Below are 18,698 nucleotides of genomic sequence, written 5' to 3'. Positions count from 1 at the left end.
CCGAAGCGGTCCGGGGTTCATGTCAGATCTGACATGAACCCCGGTCGACCGGCCGGGGCTCGGCCAAGTGTCAGAAATGACACTTGGCCCTGCTCGCCTCGTGCAGGTATCCCAACGCCCGAATGGACATTGGGCGTTCCAACTCCCCCACTCGAAGCCCCCCGGAGATGCCCGTGTCCACGGACCACACCACGCCCGCCGACCACCCCACTCCCGCCGAGGCCGTCCCCGGGGGTATCGTCCACCCCGACACCCCCGCCCAGCGCGACGCCGCACCGATCCCCGCACCCGAGGCTGAGCCCGGCAGCCGGCCGGAGCCCGAACCCGACCCGCGAGACGCCCGAATCGCCTACCTGGAAGCCGAGTTGGCCGGTCTGGGCGACCGCCACAACCTCGCCGCTATCGAGGCGGACGAGCTACGCCACCAGGCCGCCGAGGACGCCCGCCGCGCCGAGGCCGAACAGGTCATCTCCGGGTACTCGCTACCGCCATTCGCCGCCGACGCGGCCCGCGCCGCTGGCCCCTTCGTAGACCTGGACGCGCTGTGCCGCAACCTGGCCGAGGCCACCACCCCGCGCCCCCTGTTCGGCTCTGGTGGACTCGATCCGACCGTTCCGGCCAAGCCCGATCACCAGGCCATCGCCGAGCGGCTGATGCGCCGGGCGTGGTGACCGCGCCGTTTTGAGATGTTGGGGATCAACATCTCAAAACGGCGCGGGTTTGAGGGGGACAGGGGGACAGGGTGTCCCTTTCAAACGGCGTCGGAGGCCTTGTCCGGACGGTTCGGGGACACCATGTCCCCGAACCGTCCGGGCACCCCGGGGCCACAGGGCGACATGGTGTCGCCCGGTTCGCTCTCAGTCGGGCGTGGTGACCTGGCCGAAGGAATGGCGGGTACAGGCTGCACCCGCAAGGAGGGGCGGCCCTGAACACGGGGTGGCAGAGTGCTCCCCCTTTGCTTGGACTGCGATAGGGGCATAGGCCGGGCCCCTATCGGCTCGGCCCTAGGCGCCCGCACAGCGGCTATCCGCAGCCCCGCCGAACCCCGGGGCCAGGCATGTCCCGAGAGGCTGTAGAGCGGGCGCACAGCGGCTTCTATGGGGCGGACGCGGCAGGCGCACGGATTGGTGGACATCGTGTCCGCCAATCTGGACTCCACCCAGTTGCCCCTGCCGAGTCGAACTGCGGAGAATTCCGCAGTTGTCCGCTCCCTCATCTCCGTTTGGATATGAGGCACACGGCGTGCCTCAAAGCGAGGCAGGAACTCAAAGCGTCGAACACTCTTCATCGCTAACGTCGTTGCAGAGAAAGCGAATTGCGCGCAGTACATACAGACTCGAAGCGCGCGCGACTCGATCTGACGGAACGATTCAGTGCGCGTCGCACTTGACGACGATCACACCACCCCGGGGGGTGACTCCCTCGTGCGCTCTCTTCTTCTCCGGGGCGTCATAGCAGCCCAGCATCGATGCGCATGGGCATGGACCAACCCTCATGCGCAAAGCGTTACATCTATCCACCAAGAGTAGTGAGGGGTTCCCTTGAACGAGGTCATCACCGACCTTCGCGCCGGATTCGCCGCCCTGGAGGTCGAGTTGGACCCCCAGGAGGACGCCGCGCTCCGCCTCGCCGAACACCACCTGCGCGACGCCGCGTACTGCGACGAACAGGTTCGCGCGGACGGCCGCCTGATCGCCGGAGGCACCCGCCACGGCGTCATGGTCGCTCACCCGCTGATCGCCGAGGCCCGCCAGCTTCGCGCCGAAGCGGGCCGCCTGATCGCCCGCGTCCGCCTCCCCGCCGACGAGCCCGCAGCGGGCCGTTCCAGCGCCGCCCGCAGCCTCGCCGCCCACCGCTGGGGCAACCGCACCTGAGCCCCGAGCACACCGGCCCCGGCCGCCCAACGAACTGGGCAGCCGGGGCCTTTCGTGCGTTCTGGGCCGGTTACTCCCCGCTCGGCCGGCGGTGGTCGCTGCATGATTCTGGCGGGGCGTCATGTCGCAGGGGCTCCGCCGGGGGCTGAGACTTCACTGGCACCCTTGACGCACGTCACGCTGTCGGGTGATGGTCGTGCACGCCAGTGCAACTGACTCGACAGGGGTGGGGACCGTGGAGCTAACGTTCGTCGGCATTGATCCCAACACGGACACGGACGAGAGCCCTACCGTGTGGGTGGACGAGGAGGCCGAAGACCTGGTGTTTCAGTCGTACGTGGCCGATGCCGAGACCGTTGCCACGTGCGCTGAGACCCACATCCCCGGCCACTCGTCCGGATGCCCTCAGGGTGAGGGCATCTTCCGTGTCCCGTTCCGCATGGTGCCGATGATCCGAGAGGCTTGTGATGTCGCAGAGCGTGCCCACCGTCGCCGACTTGCTCAGGGCGGCGAAGACGTCAGCGGTACATCTTGAGCTGAGGGACAGCTACGGGATCACCCGCGAGTCGGAGGCGCTCAGGGCATGGCGTGAGACCGGCACGCGGAACGTGGACCCCGAGTCGGACCACTGGCGATCGTGGGTGGAGCTGATCCAGGACGCGACTCGCCGGGGTGTGGTCGTCCGCCGTGCCCGGGTGGTGTCCGAGCCCGTCTCGGAGTACATCCGGTACGAGCATGCTGGTACCTCGGTGATCGTGGGCGCTGGCGAGCAGGTTCGTTGGATGCCCCGCCGGTTGGCGTCCTCGCTGGCTCTGCCGGGTAACGACTTCTGGCTGTTCGACGGCCAGTTGGTGCGCTTCAATCACTTCACCGGTGAGGGTGCGTCGGCCGCACCCGAGTACACCGAGAACCCTGCCGTTGCAGAGCTGTGTGCCTCTGCGTTCGAGGCCGTCTGGGAGCGTGGCACCCCGCACGCCGATTACGCGGTCTGAGAGGCCCTGAGAGCACCGCTGATGCCCGCTTCACCGCTCTCCAGTGCCCAAGAGGCACGGAAGGCCATTGCTGACCGGCTGGGAGGCATTCGCAGGGATGCTGAGCTGACCGGCCTTGAACTTGCTCAGCGCTGCGGCTGGCACGCGTCCAAGTCCTCTCGGATCGAGAATGCCCGCACCATGCCGTCGGATACCGATATCCGGGCATGGTGCGAGGCGTGTGGCGTTCCTGAGCGGGCTGCCGACCTGATCGCTGCCTCTCGGTCGGCTGACTCGATGTACACCGAGTGGAAGCGCATCCACCGCACGGGGATGAGGCAGACTCAGGAAGCGATCACCCCGCTGTTCGAGCGAACACGCCACATGCGCGTCTACTGCTCCGCCGTGGTCCCCGGCCTACTCCAGACGCCCGCCTATGCCACGGGGCTACTCGAAGCCATCACGGAGTTCCGGGGCATCCCCAACGACGTGCCGGAGGCTGTAGCGGCCCGCATGGCGCGGTCGAACGTGATCCGCGAGGGGAACCACCGGTTCGCCTTGCTGGTCGAGGAAGACGTGTTGCGGCATCAGCTTGCCGACGATGAGGGGATGGCCGGACAGCTCGGCTACCTGCTGACCGTGATTTCCCTCCCCAACGTCTCTCTCGGCGTGGTGCCGTTCAAGGGCCGTCGGAAGATGTGGCCCGTCGAGTCCTTTTCGATCTTCGATGACACACGGGTGCAGGTAGAGCTGTTGTCGGCTCGCGTGGTTGTGACGGCCCCTGGTGAGATCAGCACGTACGCCAAGGCGTTTCAGGAGATGTCCCGGATGGCCGTCTACGGCGCGCATGCGCGGGCGCTGATCACCGAGGCCATTGCCGCTCTGGGGTGACGATCTGCAATGCGGTGCAACTTGCTCGCGGCGCGGCCTGCCCGGTCCCTACCGTCTTGCTGACGGGATTGCAGGTGCACTTGCACCGGCAGGACTAGGAGGCCGAGAGATGAGCGCAGCAGCGTTGAGGGAGCAGCCGAACCCGAGGAAGCGGCAGCGGGCCCGGGGGGTCATGGACCTCCCCACCGGGTGGAACCCGTTGGACGACTACGACCCCGACGTGTCGGAGCGCGCGGCCCGGTCGCCCAGGGACACGGGGTTCCCCGCCTGTGAGTGCGGCATCGCCGGTTGCCCGGACGCGAGCCAGGGCTGATGGCCTACTTGCCCGGTGCGGCCAAGGCCGCCGCGACGGCCCCGACCTGCAAGACGTGCGACGGGCTGACGGCCCTCCTCCTGGAGGACGGCGAGCGCTTCCCCGCCTTGAATGTCGCGGTCCAGCGGGTGCGAGCCATCCACGCCCCTCGGTGCCCGCTGCGGACGAGGACGGCCCGCCGTGCCCGACGAGCCGCCTGACCTCCAGGCCGACGACCGCCGGCCGACGGATGACCCGTCGCCAGAGTCCGCTGAGTCGCCCACCGGCCCGCAGGCTCTGGAGCCCGTCGAGTCCGGCACCACGGCCCGCCTGCGAAAGGCTGTCGCGCAGCTGAACCAGCGCGCACTTCAGGGGAGTCGCTGATTCCCCACCACAGACCACCCGCCCTTCCACTAGGGAAGGTCAGGGGCGGGAGTACCACCCGGTAGGCAACACTGCCGGTTCCAACCAGCACGGAGGTACTGAGATGGGCAAGCGCGGAGGCGGCACCGGTTCCGGTGACGGCGGCAAGCAGCAGGACGACAGCAACAAGGGCTCCGGCCACGGCGGGGGCGGCTCGGACGAGGGCGGCAACACCTCGGACGGCCAGAACCCCGCTGGCGGCAGCGGCCAGTGAGCAGCGAGACGCACAGGGAGGCGGGCCCTCAGGGGCTCGCCTCCGCGCTGGTGGCCAGCGGCGCACTCAGTTCGGACTGGCTTCCCTCCTTCGAGGCCGTGCCGCGCGAGCGGTTCGTCCCTGACCGCATCTGGCCGGGCATCGCGGACGGCACGAAACAGAACCCCGTGGTGTACCGGTCGAAGGACCCCGAGGCGTGGCGCAGCGCGGTCTACTCGGACATTCCACTGACGACACAGTGGGACGACGGCGACCACGAGGGGGACGGGCTCGGGAGGACACCGAGTTCGTCCAACTCCATGCCGACGATGGTGGCTTCCATGCTCCGCACGCTGGACGTGAGGGCGGGTGACCGGGTGCTGGAGATCGGCACGGGCACGGGCTGGAACGCGGGTCTGCTGGCCCGGCGGCTCGGGGACGCGAACGTGGTGAGCGTTGAGTACGACCCGGACGTCGCCCGGGGGGCGCGGGAGAACCTGGGCCGGGCCGGACTTGCTCCGACCGTGGTTGAGGGCGACGGGCGGGCGGGGTGGCCGCAGGGCGCTCCCTACGATCGGATCATCGCCACGTGCTCCGTACTGGAGATCCCTGTGGCGTGGCTGGAGCAGTCGGCCCCCGGCGCGGTCATCGTAGCCCCGTTCGGCACCGAGTACGGCGGCGAGCAGATCGTCCGCCTGACCGTGGGCGGCGACGGGACGCGGGCGGTCGGCACCTTCACCGGCGGCTCCGCGTTCATGAGGCTGCGTCAACAGCGCACCGATCGGCCGCTGTTCGAGGAGTACCTGCACGGGGTGCCCTGGCCGGCCGACGGCGTGAAGAGCACCACCACGCTGTCTCCGTGGGACACCGGCGAGTGGTTCCAGCAGTTCGTCATCGGCCTCGGGGTGCCCGGCGCGTTCTGGCGCGCGGAGCGCTACGACAACGGCGCGTACACGCTGTGGATCTACAGCCGCGACAAGCGGTCGTGGGCGTCCGCCGACTACGAGCCGGGCCGCACCGAGTACGAGGTGTACCAGTCCGGGCCGCGCAACCTGTGGGACGAGGTGGAGGCCGCCTACCGCTGGTGGGACGATCACGGAGGCCCCGGCTACGAGCGGTTCGGTTTGACCGTGACCCGGGAGGGTCAGACGGCCTGGCTCGACTCCCCGGACACCCCGGTCCCGCAGCAGAGCTGACCGCTAGCCCCGCCGAGTAGGAGGGCCCGCCGCCGCCAGGTGGCAGGGCCCTCCGCAGGGTCGTGCCCCCTTGCACCTCAGCCTATTTCCGCAGGTCGGGAACAAGGTGCAAGGTCGGCGCGTTCTTCCAGGTGCTCGCCCAGACCAACTCGTACGGCAGGGAGAGCAGTTCCGGCCCGTGCGCCGGGTTCAGCCAGACCCGCAGCGGTTCGACCTCCGCCCTGGGCAGGGGCGCGTGGCGGGCCACCCAGGACTCGGGCAGCAGCCGGTGGGTGCCGTAGCCCTCGGGGCAGTCCGTGTCCTGGGCGGCGTAGGGGTTGAGCGGTCCGTCCACGTCGATCAGGAGCAGCGGCCGCCCGGTCACGCCGCGGCCGCCCAGTCCCGCAGGGTCGCGAAGTGCTCGGCGAGCAGGCCGATCCGGGGGTTGACGTGCAGGGTCAGCGCGGGGGCCGGGTGGTGGGCGGAGATCCAGGCGGCGTCCTGCGGGCCGAGCTCGTCGTCCACCCAGACGAAGGGCCGCCCGGCCGCCCAGGCCACCACGTCGCGGGTCTTCCAGTGCAGCCCGTCCGGGTCCTCGCCGAACAGCTCCGTCCACGGGATGTACGGAAGCGCGGGCAGGCCGAGGTTGGGGCCGATGAGCGCGTTCGCCTCGTCCATCCAGGTCGTCGCCCACACCAGCTCGTACGGCAGCGCCAGCAGTTCCGGCCCGTGCGCCGGGTTCAGCCACACCCGCAGCGGCTTCGGCTCGCCCTCCGCCCGCCGGGTCTGCCGCTGGGCCCACCAGCTGGGCATCAGGTCGTGGCTGTCGTAGCCGGCCGGGCGGCGCAGTCGGGGCGCGGCGTAGGGGTTGAGCGGTCCGTCCACGTCGAGGAGGAGCAGGGGCTGCTGGGTCATGCCGTGAATTCTCCGGTGGCCGAGCGGAATTGACCAGCGGTTTGCACGCCGTCCGCGCCCGCCCGACGGATCGGGCGCCCGACACCGATCGGGCCCGGGCGGCCCCGCGCGGCCCGGTCACGGTCGGCTCCACAGGCCGCGCGCGGCCAGCAGCGGCAGGACCCCCTCACCGAACCAGTAGGCCTCCTCCAGGTGGGGCATCCCCGACAGCACGAACTCGTCGATCCCCAGCTCGTGGTACTCGGTGACCAGGTCGGCGACCTCCCGGTGGCTCCCCACCAGCGCCGTGCCCGCGCCGCCGCGCAGCAGCCCGATGCCGGCCCAGAGCCCCGGGTGCACCTCCAGGCGCTCCGTCGAGCCGCCGTGCAGCGCGAGCATCCGCCGCTGGCCCTCCGACTCGCTCTCGGCCAGGGCCCGTTGGGTCTCCCGGATCCGCCGCGGGTCCATGCCGGCGAGCAGCCGCTCGGTCTCCGCCCAGGCCCGGGCCGAGGTGTCCCGGGTGATCACGTGCAGCCGGATCCCGAACCGCACCGACCGGCCCCGGGCGGCGGCCAGTTCGCGGATCCGACCGAGCTTCTCCCGGACCTGGGCGGGCGGTTCGCCCCAGGTCAGGTAGACGTCCGCGTGGCGGGCGGCGACCTCCCCGGCCGCCGGGGAGGAGCCGCCGAAGTACACCGTCGGCACCGGGTCGGGCAGCCGGTTCAACCGCGCCCGCTCGACCCGCAGATGGGGACCGTCGTGGTCGACCGTCTCCCCCGCCCAGAGCCGTCGGGTGATGTCCAGGAACTCCCCGGTGCGGGCGTAGCGGGCGTCCTTGTCCAGGAAGTCCCCGTACGCCCGCTGCTCCGCCGACTCCCCGCCGGTCACCACGTTGAGCAACAGCCGCCCGCCGGACTGCCGTTGGTAGGTCGCCGCCATCTGCGCCGCCAGCGTCGGGCTGATCTGCCCGGGCCGGAAGGCCACCAGGTACTTCAGCCGCTCGGTCACCTGGGTCAGCATCGCGGTGGTCAGCCAGGCGTCCTCGCACCACGCACCGGTCGGGGTCAGCACCCCTTCGAAGCCCAACTGCTCGGCGCTGCGGGCGATCTGGCCCAGGTAGGCGACGGACGGCGGCCGGTCGGACCCGGCGGCGCCGGGCGTGGACCCGTGCCCGCCGCCGACGATCGCCCGGCTGTCGCCGTTGGTGGGGAGGAACCAGTGGAAGGTGAGGGCCATGGCGGGACACACTCCTGCGGTCGGTGCAGCCTGAGGTCGGTCGGTGCGGGGGAACTCACCGACGGCGACAACCGGCCGCCCAGACCCGCCCCAGGTCCACGTGCAGGCGGCGCACGAGGAGGGGGAGGCCCGGAGTGGTCATGGACCGATTCTCCGGGACTCCCCCTCCTCGTTCAAGGGACGTCTCCTCGTTCAAGGGGCGCCTCCTCGTTCAAGGGACGTCTCCTCGTTCACGGGACGTCCGAGCGCCCCGGCCCCGGTGGCCCCGGGCGACCGGCCGCTACGCCCGCGAGCCCCAGGCGGACCAGTTGCCGTTGGTGTCCCGGACCCGGGACCACCACCGGCCGTCGGTGCCGTGCACGTCGAAGCGGAAGGTGCCGTTCAGGGACTGCGCGCTGATGCCCAGCCCGCCGTCCATGCTGCCGCCGAGGGACTTCCAGGCGGTCAGCTTGGTGGAGTTGGCGATCGTCGACCGGGTGTACACCTGGTGGTTGGTGCCGATCACCAGGATCAGCCGGCTGCCGTCGCGGAAGTCGAAGAAGGTCGCGCCGGTGGGGCCGTAGTAGCCGCCGCACAGGAAGTTTCCGCCGAACACCGGGTCGCTGCAGGTCAGGGGGGACACGGGGACCGGAGCGGCGGTGGCGCCGTCGACCTCGACGTCGGCGGCGCGCACCACACCGGGCTTGCCCGGCTTCACCGGCACGCCCGGCGAGATCGGCACCCCGGTGGGCTTCGGAACGCCCGGGACCACACCGGGCTTGCCCGGCTTCACGGGCACACCCGGCGTGATCGGCACGCTGGTGGGCTTCGGAACACCCGGCACCGTGGTCCGCGGACCGGACGAGGCCGAGCTGGCGGCGGAGGCCGTGAGGGGGGCCGCGGCCAGTCCGATGCCCGCGAGGACGGCGGTGGACACGAGAGCCACCTGGAACTTCTTCATGCGCGCTCCTGAGTGAACGGTTCGGGCCCCGGCAGCCGACGGTCGGCGGGGAAGCTCCCCGACGGTCGTTCCGGACGACCCTCACCGGTAGCAACGGGAGCCCGGGGCAACCGAGTTCAACCCGCTTTCGGGCGCTCCCCCGGGGCCGGACGCAGCGAACCGCCGGACCTCCCCTCACCTGGAGGGGAGGCCCGGCGGGCGCTCAGGAGGCGGTCGCGGATCAGACCTGGCCGGCCTTCTCCAGGGCCTCGCAGCAGGTGTTGATCAGGAGCCGGGTGACGACGTAGGGGTCGACGTTGGCGTTCGGGCGGCGGTCCTCGATGTAGCCCTTCTGCTCCACCTCGACCTGCCACGGGATGCGGACCGAGGCGCCGCGGTTGGAGACGCCGTAGCTGTAGACGTTCCACGGGGCGGTCTCGTGCTTGCCGGTCAGGCGGGACTGGATGTCGTCGCCGTACTGGCTGACGTGCTCCAGGACGATGTCCTGGGAGGCGCCGAGCGACTCGCAGGCGGTGATGATGGCGTCGTAGCCCTCGCGCATCGCCTTGGTGGAGAAGTTGGTGTGGGCACCCGCGCCGTTCCAGTCGCCCCGGGCCGGCTTGGCGTCCAGGGTGGCGTCGATGCCGAACTCCTCGGCGGTGCGGTAGAGCAGGTAGCGGGCGATCCACAGGTCGTCGGAGACGGTCAGCGCGTCGACCGGGCCGATCTGGAACTCCCACTGGCCGGGCATGACCTCGGCGTTGATCCCGCAGATGGCCAGGCCGGCGTCGATGCAGCGGTCCAGGTGCAGCTCGACGATGTCGCGGCCGAAGACCTCCTCGGCGCCGACGCCGCAGTAGTAGCCGCCCTGCGGGGCCGGGAAGCCGCCCTCCGGGAAGCCGAGCGGGCGGGAGCCCTTGAAGAAGGTGTACTCCTGCTCGATGCCGAAGATCGACTCCTGCGCGGTGTACTTCTCCTCGACCTCGCGCAGCAGGGCGCGGGTGTTGGACTCGTGCGGGGTGCCGTTCGTCTCCAGCACCTCGCAGAGGACGAGGATGTGGTCGCCGCCGCGGATCGGGTCCTTGACGACCTTCACCGGCTCCAGCACGCGGTCCGAGGCGTGGCCCTCGGCCTGGTTGGTCGAGGAACCGTCGAAGCCCCAGGTCGGGATCTTGTCGGCGTTGGGCAGGACGCGAGTCTTGGAACGGAGCTTCGCGGTCGGCTTGGTGCCGTCGATCCAGATGTACTCGGCCTTGATTGCCACGGCGTTTCCCTCGATTGCTGGGTGGTGGGTGCCCGCGTAGCGTCGCAAGCCGCCGTTTCCCGGTTGTTCCTCTCGTGTAACGCGCATGTGAACCAACCGTCCGCATCGGCACGGTCACGGTGCGGGAGTGCCGGGGATGGCACTCCCGCCGTTCCGGGTGACGCGCGGAGCGCCCGGCGCGGTCGCCGGGGCGACGGCCTACGCGACCGCCGACGCGGTCGCCGACACGATCGCCGGGGCCGTGCCTAGCCGCGGCGGGCGTGCCCGGCGCGGCGGCGCCGGGTGGCCCACAGGGCGGCCGCACCGCCGGCGACCAGGGCGGCCGCACCGGCGGCCAGCGGGCCGGTGGCGCTGCTGCCGCCGGTGCTGGCGAGCCGCTCCGGCTGCCCCGACGGCTTCTCCACCGCCGCCCGCGGCACCGCGGCCCGCGAGGTGGTGGTGTCGGCGACCGGCTGGGCGGCGGGCGCGCTCGTCGGTGCCGCGCTCGGGGTGCCCGTGGGGGCGGCCGGCACGGGCTTCTCGCAGCTCACCGAGGCGACGGTGATCTTCCCGGTGACCTTGGCGACGTTCAGGTTCAGCGGGTTCACCTCGACCTGCACCTCCAGGGCCGAGGCCGCGGCGGTGGTCGAGGTGGTGGTCTTCTTGGAGAACTCCACCGACACGCTGCCGACCAGCGGGACGTCCACCTTGGTCGGGCCGTACAGCCCGACCGTCACAGGCTTGCCCAGCACGGTCAGCCTGGCGGGCGCCACCACGTCCGCGGCCGGCTGCCCGTCGACCGGGCAGGTGGCCTCGGCGCTCATCGCCTCCAGGCCGAGCAGCGCGGTGGCGGGCAGCCCGGGGGCGTGCACGTCGGCGTTGACCAGCTTGACGGAGGCGGCGGCGCCCTTGGCGTCGACCCGGGTGACGGACTTCCCGACGTCGGCCTTGACCAGCTCGACCGGGCCGGTCTGGTCGACGCCCGCCACCGTGGCGGTCAGCACCGAACCGTCCCGCTGCGCGGGGGACTCCACCTTGTTGAGCGCGATGTCCACCGGAACGTCCACCGCCTTGTTCAGCAGGCTGACGTCCAGGGCGAGTTCGGCGGTGACGGCCCGCGCCTTGCCCGGCGACGGGGCCGACGGGGAGGCCGGCACCGGCGTGGCCTGGACGGGTCCGGCGGCGAGCGCGGTGCTCGCCACCACGACGGCGGTGGCGGAAACGATTCGGCGAGCGGACAAGCGAGTAGACAAGGCGGTACCCCCACGCAGATGAAACGATGAGCCGCCAGTCTTCTCGAACGATCCGTCACATGAGCAACACGGAACGTCATTTCACTCGTAGGAGTGAGATTGACGTTCCGCGCTGACCCGGATCTGCTACGGGGGCCAACTCCCCTACGGCAGGCGCCAGTCCACCGGCTGGGCCCCCTGCCGCACCAGCAGCTCGTTCGCCCGGCTGAACGGCCGCGAGCCGAAGAAGCCGCTGCTCGCCGAGTACGGGCTCGGGTGCGCCGACTCGATCGCCGGGACGTCCCCCAGCAGCGGCCGCAGGTTGCGGGCGTCCCGCCCCCAGAGGATCGCCACCAGCGGCCCGCCGCGCGCCACCAGCGCCCGGATCGCCTGCTCGGTGACGTCCTCCCAGCCCTTGCCGCGGTGCGCGGCGGGCTTGCGCGGCGCCGTCGTCAGCGCCCGGTTGAGCAGCAGCACGCCCTGGTCCGTCCACGGCGTGAGGTCCCCGTTGGACGGCTGGGGCAGGCCGAGGTCGTTGCCGTACTCCTGGAAGATGTTGATCAGGCTCGCCGGGATCGGCCGCACCTCCGGCCCCACCGAGAAGCTGAGCCCGACCGCGTGGCCGGGGGTCGGGTACGGGTCCTGCCCGACGATCAGCACCCGCACGTCGGCCAGCGGCTGCTGGAACGCCCGCAGCACGTTCGGCCCGGACGGCAGGTAGCTGCGGCCGGCCGCAATCTCGGCCCGGAGGAAGTCGCCCATCGCGGCGACCTTCCCGGCGACGGGCTCCAGGGCGGTGGCCCAACCGGGCTCGACGATCTCATTCAGTGGACGCGGTGCCATGGGCGTCACCCTATCGGCCCCTACCGACAGGGCGTCACCACGGACGATCACCCCGGCGGCCGCCCGCAGCACGGCCCCGGACCACCCGGACGACCGCCCGCGCGACGGCGCCGGCCGCCCGCGCGACGGCCCCGGGGATCACCCCACCGGCCGCCCGCGCAGCACCACCAGCCGCGGGTCCGCGAGCACCCGGACGTCCGCCCGGGGGTCCGCGTCGTACACCACGAAGTCGGCCGGCGCGCCCTCCTCCAGCCCCTGCCGCCCGAGCCAGGCCCGGGCGCCCCAACTGGCCGCCGACAGCGCCTCGGCCGGGCGCAGCCCCGCCTTCACCAGCTCCGCCACCTCCGCCGCGACCAGCCCGTGCGCGAGCGAGCCGCCCGCGTCCGTGCCCACGAACACCGGGATACCGGCCTCGTGCGCGGCGCCGACGGTGTCGTACCGGCGCTCGTGCAGCCGCCGCATGTGCGCCGCCCAGGCCGGGAACTTGCCCTCCCCGCCGGCCGCGAGGTCAGGGAAGGTGGCGATGTTGACCAGCGTCGGGACGATGGCCACCCCGCGTTCGGCGAACGCCGGGATCAACTCCTCGGTCAGTCCGGTGGCGTGCTCGACGCAGTCGATCCCGGCCGCCAGGAGGTCCGGCAGCGACTCCGCCGCGAAGCAGTGCGCGGTGACCCGCGCGCCCTCCTCGTGCGCCGCCGCGATCGCCTCGGCCAGCGCGTCACCGGGCCAGCAGGCGGCGAGGTCGCCGCGGTCGCGGTCGATCCAGTCGCCGACCAGCTTCACCCAGCCGTCGCCGCGCCGGGCCTCGGCCCGGACGTAGGCGGCCAGGTCGCCGGGCTCGATCTCATGGGCGTAGTTGCGGATGTAGCGGCGGGTGCGGGCGATGTGCCGCCCGGCCCGGATGATCCGCGGCAGGTCCTCGCGCTCGTCGATCCAGCGGGTGTCGGCGGCCGATCCGGCGTCGCGGATCAGCAGGGTGCCGGCGTCACGGTCGGTGACCGCCTGCTTCTCGCTGGTCTCGGCGTCCACCGCGCCGTGCGCGTCCAGGCCGACGTGGCAGTGCGCGTCCACCAGGCCGGGCAGCACCCAGCCGGTCACCGTCCGGACGTCCCCGGCGGTCGGCGGGCGGGAGAAGCTCACCCGGCCGTCCACCACCCAGAGTTCGTCCCGGACCTCCTCCGGGCCGACCAGTACCCGCCCCCGGACGTGCAGCACCGCGCCATCGCTCATGGCCGCACTCTACCGACGCGACCGTGACCTGTGAGCAGTGAAAATGCGGCACACTCGTTCCGGCACCCACCACCCGCCCCGCGAAAGGCCGTGACCCCGTGAGCCCCTTCCTCGACCTCCCCCCGCTCAGCGCCGCCGGGTTCGCGGCGATCGAGGACCAGGTGGCCGCGCTGCTGCACACCCGCGCCGACGTCATCGTCACCCAGGGCGAGGCCCTGCTCCCGCTGGAGGCCGCCATCCGCGGCGCCGCGCACCCGGGCTCCACCGCCCTCAACATCGTCACCGGCCCGTACGGCCAGACCTTCGGCAACTGGCTGCGCTCCTGCGGGGCGACGGTGGTCGACCTCGCGGTGCCCTTCGACAGCGCGGTGGGCGCCGACCAGGTCGCCGAGGCCCTCGCGAGCCGCCCGGAGATCGACTTCGTCTCCCTGGTGCACGCCGAGGCCGCCACCGGCAACACCAACCCGGTCGCGGAGATCGCCGCCGTGGTGCGCGCGCACGGCGCGCTGCTGATGCTCGACGCGGTCGCCTCGGTCGCCGCCGAGCCGCTGCTCACCGACGAGTGGGGCGTCGACCTGTGCGTCATCGGCGGCCAGAAGGCGATGGGCGGCCCGGCCGGGGTCTCCGCCGTCTCCGTCTCCGAGCGCGCCTGGGAGCGGATCGCCGCCAACCCGGCCGCCCCGCGCCGCTCCTACCTCTCCCTGCTCGACTGGAAGGAGCGCTGGACGGACGCCGGCCGCACCGTACTCCCGCACGCCCCGGCCCAGTTGGAGATGCTCGCGCTCGGCGCCTGCCTGGACCGGATCGCCGCCGACGGCCTGGCCACCGTGATCGGCCGCCACCGCGCCGCCTCCGCCGCCACCCGGGCCGGCGCCCGGGCGCTCGGCACGGTCAGCCCGTACGTCCACCAGGACGCCCACGCGGCCCCGGTCGCCACCACGCTGCGCACCCCGGCCGGCCTGCACGCGGCCGAGCTCGCCGCCGCCCTCGACCCGGCGCTGCCCGTCCAGCCCGGTGGCGGGGCGCTGGCCGCCGAGCTGCTGCGGGTCAACCACTACGGCCCGGCGGCCTCGCTGGACACCGTCCGCGCCTGCCTGACCGCCCTCGCCGACGCCACCGGGGCCGACGCCGCCCCGGCCCTGGCCGCCGCCGGGAGCGCCTGGGCCGCGACCGTCTGAGCGCGTCCGGGCGGGGTGCGGTCGGGCGCCCCGCCCGGAGGGGCCCACCCGGACGAACCCGGACCAGAGCCGCACAACACCCGCCGCCGCACCCCGTTTCGAACACATCGGGCGCTCCGCGTGCAACCTTTCTCCACGCCCGGGCCGTCTCCATGATGTGGAATCACATCGCCCTCCCATACCGAACTCCGCCGACACCGCGGACTCCCGCCCGTCCCGCACCTCGCCGCTCCGGCTGGCCCGCTTCGGCGCGACCTTCCTCGGGGTGAGCGTCGTGTCCGGCGTCCTGGTGGCAGGCCTGGCCCTGCCCGTCGCCGGCGGCATCGGGCTGACCGCCAAGGACACGGCCGAGGGCTTCGACGACATCCCCGGCGACTTCAAGACCCCGCCGCTGACCCAGGCGACGCAGATCTTCGACGCCAAGGGCGGGCTGATCGCCAAGGTCTACGAGCGCGACCGGACGGTCATCCCGGCCGACCAGATGTCGCCCTTCATGCGGCACGCCCAGGTCGACATCGAGGACGCCCGGTTCTACGAGCACGGGGCCGTCGACCTCAAGGGCATCGCCCGCGCGGTCGGCAAGAACGCCGAGAGCGGCACCGCCTCCCAGGGCGCCTCCACGCTGACCCAGCAGTACGTGAAGAACGTCAACGTGGAGAAGGCCGGCGACGACAAGGACGCCGTCCAGGAGGCGCAGCGCAAGACCCTGGGCCGCAAGATCCAGGAACTGAAGATCGCCGTCAAGCTGGAGGAGGAGCTGTCCAAGGACCAGATCCTCACCAACTACCTCAACATCACCTACTACGGGAACGGCGCCTACGGGGTCGAGGCCGCCTCCCAGCGCTACTTCAGCAAGAGCAACAAGGACCTGACCGTCGCGGAGGCGGCCACCCTGGCCGGCCTGGTCCAGAACCCGTCCCAGTACGACCCCAAGCTGCACCCGAGCGCCGCCCAGAAGCGGCGGGACACCGTCATCGACAAGATGCTGGAGAACAAGCACATCACCGCCGACCAGGCGAAGGAGGCGAAGGCCGCCCCGCTGGGTCTGAACTACAAGGACCCGCAGAACGGCTGCATCACCGCCAGGACGATGGGCTTCTTCTGCGACTACGTCCGCCACGTGATCAAGCAGGACCCGGCCTTCGGCAAGAGCAGCGAGGACCGCAAGGGCTTCTGGGACCGGGGCGGCCTGAACATCTACACCACCCTGGACCCGGACAAGCAGCTCGCCGCCCAGAACGCGGTGACGAGCAACGTGAAGGTCACCGACTCCGTCTCCGCGGCCGCCACCATGGTCGAGCCCGGCACCGGCAAGATCCTCGCGATGGCCCAGACCCGCCCGTACGGTCTGGACACGACGAAGAACCAGACCGTGGTCAACCTGAACGTCGACGCCGCGATGGGCGGCGGCAACGGCTTCCAGCCCGGGTCCACGTTCAAGCCGATCGTCGCGGCCGCGGCCCTGGAGGCGGGCCTGCCGCCGAACCAGGAGTACCAGGCGCCGAACTCGATGCCGTACCCGAACATGAAGACCTGCGAGGGGACCTGGCGCAACGACGCCAAGCCCAAGACCGTGGTGCCCAACGAGTCCGCGAGCGAGAAGGGCCCCTACCAGCTGAAGATGGCGATGGCCCTCTCGGTGAACACCTACTTCGTGCAGATGGAGCAGGAGATCGGCCTCTGCGCGGTCAAACAGATGGCCAACAAGCTCGGCATCACCGCCAAGGCCAGCGGCAAGCCGCTCGAGGAGGTCCCCGCGATGGCGCTGGGCGTCGAGGAGATGAGCCCGCTGACCATGGCGAACGTCTACGCGACCTTCGCCGCCCAGGGCAACCACTGCGACCCGCTCGCCATCAACCGGATCACCACCGTGGACGGCAAGGACGTGCCCGTCCCGGCCGCCCACTGCGAGAAGGCCTTCTCCGACGACACGGCGCGGGCGATGAACACCGTGCTGAACGGCGTGACCGAGAACAAGGGCACCGCCGCCTCGCTCAGCCTGGACGACAACCGGCAGATCGCCGGCAAGACCGGCACCTCGGACCACAAGAAGGCCGCCTGGTTCAGCGGCTACACCCCTCAACTCGCCACCTCCGTCTGGCTCGGCGGCCCGGCCGGCGGTGTCGAGATGCGCAACATCACCATCAACGGCCGCTACCACACCGAGGTGTTCGGCGCCGACGGCCCCGGCCCGATCTGGCAGGACGCCATGAACGACGCCCTGCGCGGCACGCCCAGGCGGTCCCTGCCGATGGCCGACATCCCCGACCCGGTCACCAAGCCGGCCCCGGGCAGCACCTCGACCGGCACCGGGACCGGCGCACCGGCCACCACCCCGACCGACCAGCAGCCGTGACGACGCCGCCCCGCCGAGCCGTGCGCTCGGCGGGGCGATGTGCCGTGCGGGCCCGTCCGTTCAGAACCCGCCGGCGTCCACCACCTCGGCCCCGCGGATGTTCCGCTCGATCTCCTCGGCCGGCAGCGCCACCGCCAGCGCCCAGTAGTAGACGACCAGCGAGAGCAGCACCACCGCCGCGATGTCCCACCACAGCGGCAGGTTGCCCCGGGCGCCCACGCCGAAGGTGCCCTGCCAGGAGACGACCCCCATCCCGACCAGGTAGGCCGGCAGCCACTGCCCGGCCCGGAAGTGCATCCGCGGCGCGTTCGGCACCCCCTTCGCGGCGGCGTAGGCGGAGTACCCGCCGAGCAGCAGGTACCCGATCAGGATCGCGAGGCCCAGTCGCCACAGGGTGTCCCAGCCGGACCAGTAGATGACCAGGCTCGCCACCGCGAAGGCGACCGGCGAGAGGACCGCGCCGCCGGGCAGACGGTACGAACGCTCCATCCCCGGCAGCCGCTTGCGCAGCACCCCGAAGGACAGCGGGGCGCCCGCGTACATCAGCACCACGGCCGAGGTGATGAAGCCGACCAGCCGCTGCCAGCTCGGGAACGGCAGGAAGCAGAGCACCCCGGCGACCCAGGCGATCAGCAGGCCCGGCCACGGCACCGCGCGCTTGTCGGTGGACTGGAGGGCCTGCGGCGCGTAGCCGTTGCGGCTCAGGCCGTAGGTGATGCGGGAGCTGGAGGTGATGTAGACCAGGCCGGTGCCGGCCGGTGAGATCACCGCGTCGATGAACAGGATCGTCGCCAGCCAGCCGAGGCCGATCAGGGTGGCAAGGCCCGCGAACGGGCCGCTGATCCCGGGGTAGTAGAGCTTCGCCCAGCCGCCGGCGAAGGTCTCCGGCGGCAGGGCTCCGATGAAGACCACCTGGAGCACCAGGTAGACGACCGTGCCGATCAGCACCGAACCGATCACCGCCCGGGGGATGTCCCGGCCGGGATCGCGGCTCTCCCCCGCCCACTGGATGGCCTGCTCGAAGCCCAGCAGGGCGAAGATCACGCCGCTGGTGCTGATCGCCGCCAGCACGCCCTTGGCACCGTCCGGCGCGAAGCCGTGGACGTCGAAGTTGGAGCCGTGGAACTCGGTGAGCCCGAGGGCGAAGACGGTCAGGACCGGAATGGCCACCTTCCACACGGTGGCCGCGCTGTTGGTGTGGGCGAGCAGCCGGACGCCCAGGAAGTTGAGGGCGACGAAGACCCCGAGCAGGGCGGCCGCGACGAGGAACCCGGAGCCGGTGAGCGTGAGGTTCCGGTTCAGCAGGCCGTCCGCCCAATGCCAGTGCTGGGCGTAGTTGATCATCGCTTGCACCTCGATCGGCGCGGTGGACGCGGCCTGCAGCCAGGTGAACCAGCCGAAGGACATCCCGGCGAACCCGCCGAAGGCGTAGTGCGGGTACCGCGCGGTGCCGCCCGCGACAGGGAACAGCCCGCCCAACTCGGCGTGGATCAGGGCCAGCAGGACGATCGCCACCGCTCCGATCCCCCACGACAGCATCGCCGCGGGCCCGGCGGCGACGGCGGCCTTCTGCGCCCCGAACAGCCAGCCCGAGCCGATGATGGCCCCGACCGAGGCCCACAGCAGCCCGGCGAGCCCGACCTCGCGCCTGAGGCCGGTGCGGCCCGCGGCCGCCGGTCCCGTGTTCGTCCTGTGCGCCATCCGGCCACCTCTCACGTCGGGGGGAAATCCCCCCGACAGTGCCGCAG

Annotated in this window: 16 protein-coding genes and 1 pseudogene; 8 read left to right on the top strand and 9 right to left on the bottom strand. The window is 71.8% G+C overall.

Features of this window, described 5'->3' with window-relative positions:
- The first annotated feature begins 173 nt into the window (after nucleotides 1–173).
- The 6 genes from AB0O91_RS05150 to AB0O91_RS05125 all read left to right on the top strand — a co-directional run bounded on the left by AB0O91_RS05150 (nucleotide 174) and on the right by AB0O91_RS05125 (nucleotide 5,840).
- Complete coding sequence (locus AB0O91_RS05150; RefSeq protein ID WP_363427997.1) at nucleotides 174–671, top strand: hypothetical protein; 498 nt, start codon at nucleotides 174–176, stop codon at nucleotides 669–671.
- 870 nt (nucleotides 672–1,541) lie between these two features.
- Entirely contained in the window at nucleotides 1,542–1,874 is a 333-nt protein-coding gene (locus AB0O91_RS05145; RefSeq protein ID WP_363427995.1) for a hypothetical protein, read from the top strand.
- Nucleotides 1,875–2,341: 467 nt separating this feature from the next.
- Nucleotides 2,342–2,866: a DUF6879 family protein gene (locus AB0O91_RS05140; RefSeq protein ID WP_363427993.1), complete on the top strand. Its 525-nt coding sequence runs from the start codon at nucleotides 2,342–2,344 to the stop codon at nucleotides 2,864–2,866.
- Between the two features lie 21 nt (nucleotides 2,867–2,887).
- Entirely contained in the window at nucleotides 2,888–3,736 is an 849-nt protein-coding gene (locus tag AB0O91_RS05135) for a helix-turn-helix transcriptional regulator (RefSeq protein ID WP_363427991.1), read from the top strand.
- 779 nt (nucleotides 3,737–4,515) lie between these two features.
- Nucleotides 4,516–4,665, top strand: a complete 150-nt coding sequence (locus tag AB0O91_RS05130) for a hypothetical protein (RefSeq protein ID WP_363427989.1) — start codon at nucleotides 4,516–4,518, stop codon at nucleotides 4,663–4,665.
- A complete protein-coding gene (locus AB0O91_RS05125) occupies nucleotides 4,662–5,840 on the top strand; it encodes a methyltransferase domain-containing protein (protein ID WP_363427987.1) in 1,179 nt (392 codons plus the stop codon). Before AB0O91_RS05130 ends, AB0O91_RS05125 begins: the two co-directional genes overlap by 4 nt.
- 124 nt (nucleotides 5,841–5,964) lie before the next feature.
- Here AB0O91_RS05125 and AB0O91_RS05120 read toward each other — a convergent pair.
- The 8 genes and pseudogenes from AB0O91_RS05120 to AB0O91_RS05085 all read right to left on the bottom strand — a co-directional run.
- A pseudogene (locus AB0O91_RS05120) lies at nucleotides 5,965–6,204 on the bottom strand (hypothetical protein); the annotation flags it as partial.
- A complete protein-coding gene (locus AB0O91_RS05115) occupies nucleotides 6,201–6,734 on the bottom strand; it encodes a hypothetical protein (RefSeq protein ID WP_363427985.1) in 534 nt (177 codons plus the stop codon). The pseudogene AB0O91_RS05120 and the gene AB0O91_RS05115, both read right to left, overlap by 4 nt.
- Before the next feature lie 117 nt (nucleotides 6,735–6,851).
- The gene (locus AB0O91_RS05110) at nucleotides 6,852–7,949 is read right to left on the bottom strand and encodes an LLM class flavin-dependent oxidoreductase (protein WP_363427983.1); all 1,098 of its coding nucleotides are present in this window, start codon (nucleotides 7,947–7,949) and stop codon (nucleotides 6,852–6,854) included.
- A gap of 280 nt (nucleotides 7,950–8,229) precedes the next feature.
- The gene (locus AB0O91_RS05105) at nucleotides 8,230–8,889 is read right to left on the bottom strand and encodes a hypothetical protein (RefSeq protein ID WP_363427981.1); all 660 of its coding nucleotides are present in this window, start codon (nucleotides 8,887–8,889) and stop codon (nucleotides 8,230–8,232) included.
- 220 nt (nucleotides 8,890–9,109) lie between these two features.
- Nucleotides 9,110–10,132: a glutamine synthetase GlnII gene (glnII, locus tag AB0O91_RS05100; protein ID WP_363427979.1), complete on the bottom strand. Its 1,023-nt coding sequence runs from the start codon at nucleotides 10,130–10,132 to the stop codon at nucleotides 9,110–9,112.
- A gap of 245 nt (nucleotides 10,133–10,377) precedes the next feature.
- On the bottom strand, nucleotides 10,378–11,352 hold the full coding sequence (locus tag AB0O91_RS05095; protein WP_363427977.1) for an SCO1860 family LAETG-anchored protein: 975 nt from the start codon (nucleotides 11,350–11,352) through the stop codon (nucleotides 10,378–10,380).
- Between the two features lie 156 nt (nucleotides 11,353–11,508).
- A complete protein-coding gene (locus AB0O91_RS05090; RefSeq protein ID WP_363427975.1) occupies nucleotides 11,509–12,186 on the bottom strand; it encodes a uracil-DNA glycosylase in 678 nt (225 codons plus the stop codon).
- A gap of 138 nt (nucleotides 12,187–12,324) precedes the next feature.
- Nucleotides 12,325–13,416 (bottom strand): amidohydrolase family protein, encoded by a 1,092-nt coding sequence (locus AB0O91_RS05085; protein WP_363427973.1) that lies wholly within the window; start codon nucleotides 13,414–13,416, stop codon nucleotides 12,325–12,327.
- Between the two features lie 98 nt (nucleotides 13,417–13,514).
- Here AB0O91_RS05085 and AB0O91_RS05080 point away from each other — a divergent pair, with 98 nt between their 5' ends.
- Both AB0O91_RS05080 and AB0O91_RS05075 read left to right on the top strand, forming a co-directional pair.
- Entirely contained in the window at nucleotides 13,515–14,594 is a 1,080-nt protein-coding gene (locus tag AB0O91_RS05080) for an aminotransferase class V-fold PLP-dependent enzyme (protein ID WP_363427971.1), read from the top strand.
- A 265-nt stretch (nucleotides 14,595–14,859) separates the two neighbouring features.
- Nucleotides 14,860–16,950 (top strand): transglycosylase domain-containing protein, encoded by a 2,091-nt coding sequence (locus AB0O91_RS05075; RefSeq protein WP_363427969.1) that lies wholly within the window; start codon nucleotides 14,860–14,862, stop codon nucleotides 16,948–16,950.
- Between the two features lie 60 nt (nucleotides 16,951–17,010).
- Here the strand turns inward: AB0O91_RS05075 and AB0O91_RS05070 are convergent, their stop codons facing one another.
- Nucleotides 17,011–18,651, bottom strand: a complete 1,641-nt coding sequence (locus AB0O91_RS05070) for an APC family permease (RefSeq protein WP_363427967.1) — start codon at nucleotides 18,649–18,651, stop codon at nucleotides 17,011–17,013.
- Nucleotides 18,652–18,698: the final 47 nt, after the last annotated feature.

Source organism: Kitasatospora sp. NPDC089797 (assembly GCF_040684795.1).
Classification (GTDB): Bacteria; Actinomycetota; Actinomycetes; order Streptomycetales; family Streptomycetaceae; genus Kitasatospora.
The sequence above is the reverse complement of the archived record's forward strand: the minus strand, read 5'-3'. Positions and strand labels throughout refer to the sequence as shown.

Excerpts from the sequence above, each read along its gene's own strand:
- AB0O91_RS05140 (WP_363427993.1), top strand. The coding sequence starts at position 2,342 with ATGTCGCAGAGCGTGCCCACCGTCGCCGACTTGCTCAGGGCGGCGAAG.
- AB0O91_RS05135 (WP_363427991.1), top strand. The coding sequence starts at position 2,888 with ATGCCCGCTTCACCGCTCTCCAGTGCCCAAGAGGCACGGAAGGCCATT.
- AB0O91_RS05130 (WP_363427989.1), top strand. The coding sequence starts at position 4,516 with ATGGGCAAGCGCGGAGGCGGCACCGGTTCCGGTGACGGCGGCAAGCAG.
- AB0O91_RS05115 (WP_363427985.1), bottom strand. The coding sequence starts at position 6,734 with ATGACCCAGCAGCCCCTGCTCCTCCTCGACGTGGACGGACCGCTCAAC.
- AB0O91_RS05110 (WP_363427983.1), bottom strand. The coding sequence starts at position 7,949 with ATGGCCCTCACCTTCCACTGGTTCCTCCCCACCAACGGCGACAGCCGG.
- AB0O91_RS05105 (WP_363427981.1), bottom strand. The coding sequence starts at position 8,889 with ATGAAGAAGTTCCAGGTGGCTCTCGTGTCCACCGCCGTCCTCGCGGGC.
- AB0O91_RS05090 (WP_363427975.1), bottom strand. The coding sequence starts at position 12,186 with ATGGCACCGCGTCCACTGAATGAGATCGTCGAGCCCGGTTGGGCCACC.
- AB0O91_RS05085 (WP_363427973.1), bottom strand. The coding sequence starts at position 13,416 with ATGAGCGATGGCGCGGTGCTGCACGTCCGGGGGCGGGTACTGGTCGGC.
- AB0O91_RS05070 (WP_363427967.1), bottom strand. The coding sequence starts at position 18,651 with ATGGCGCACAGGACGAACACGGGACCGGCGGCCGCGGGCCGCACCGGC.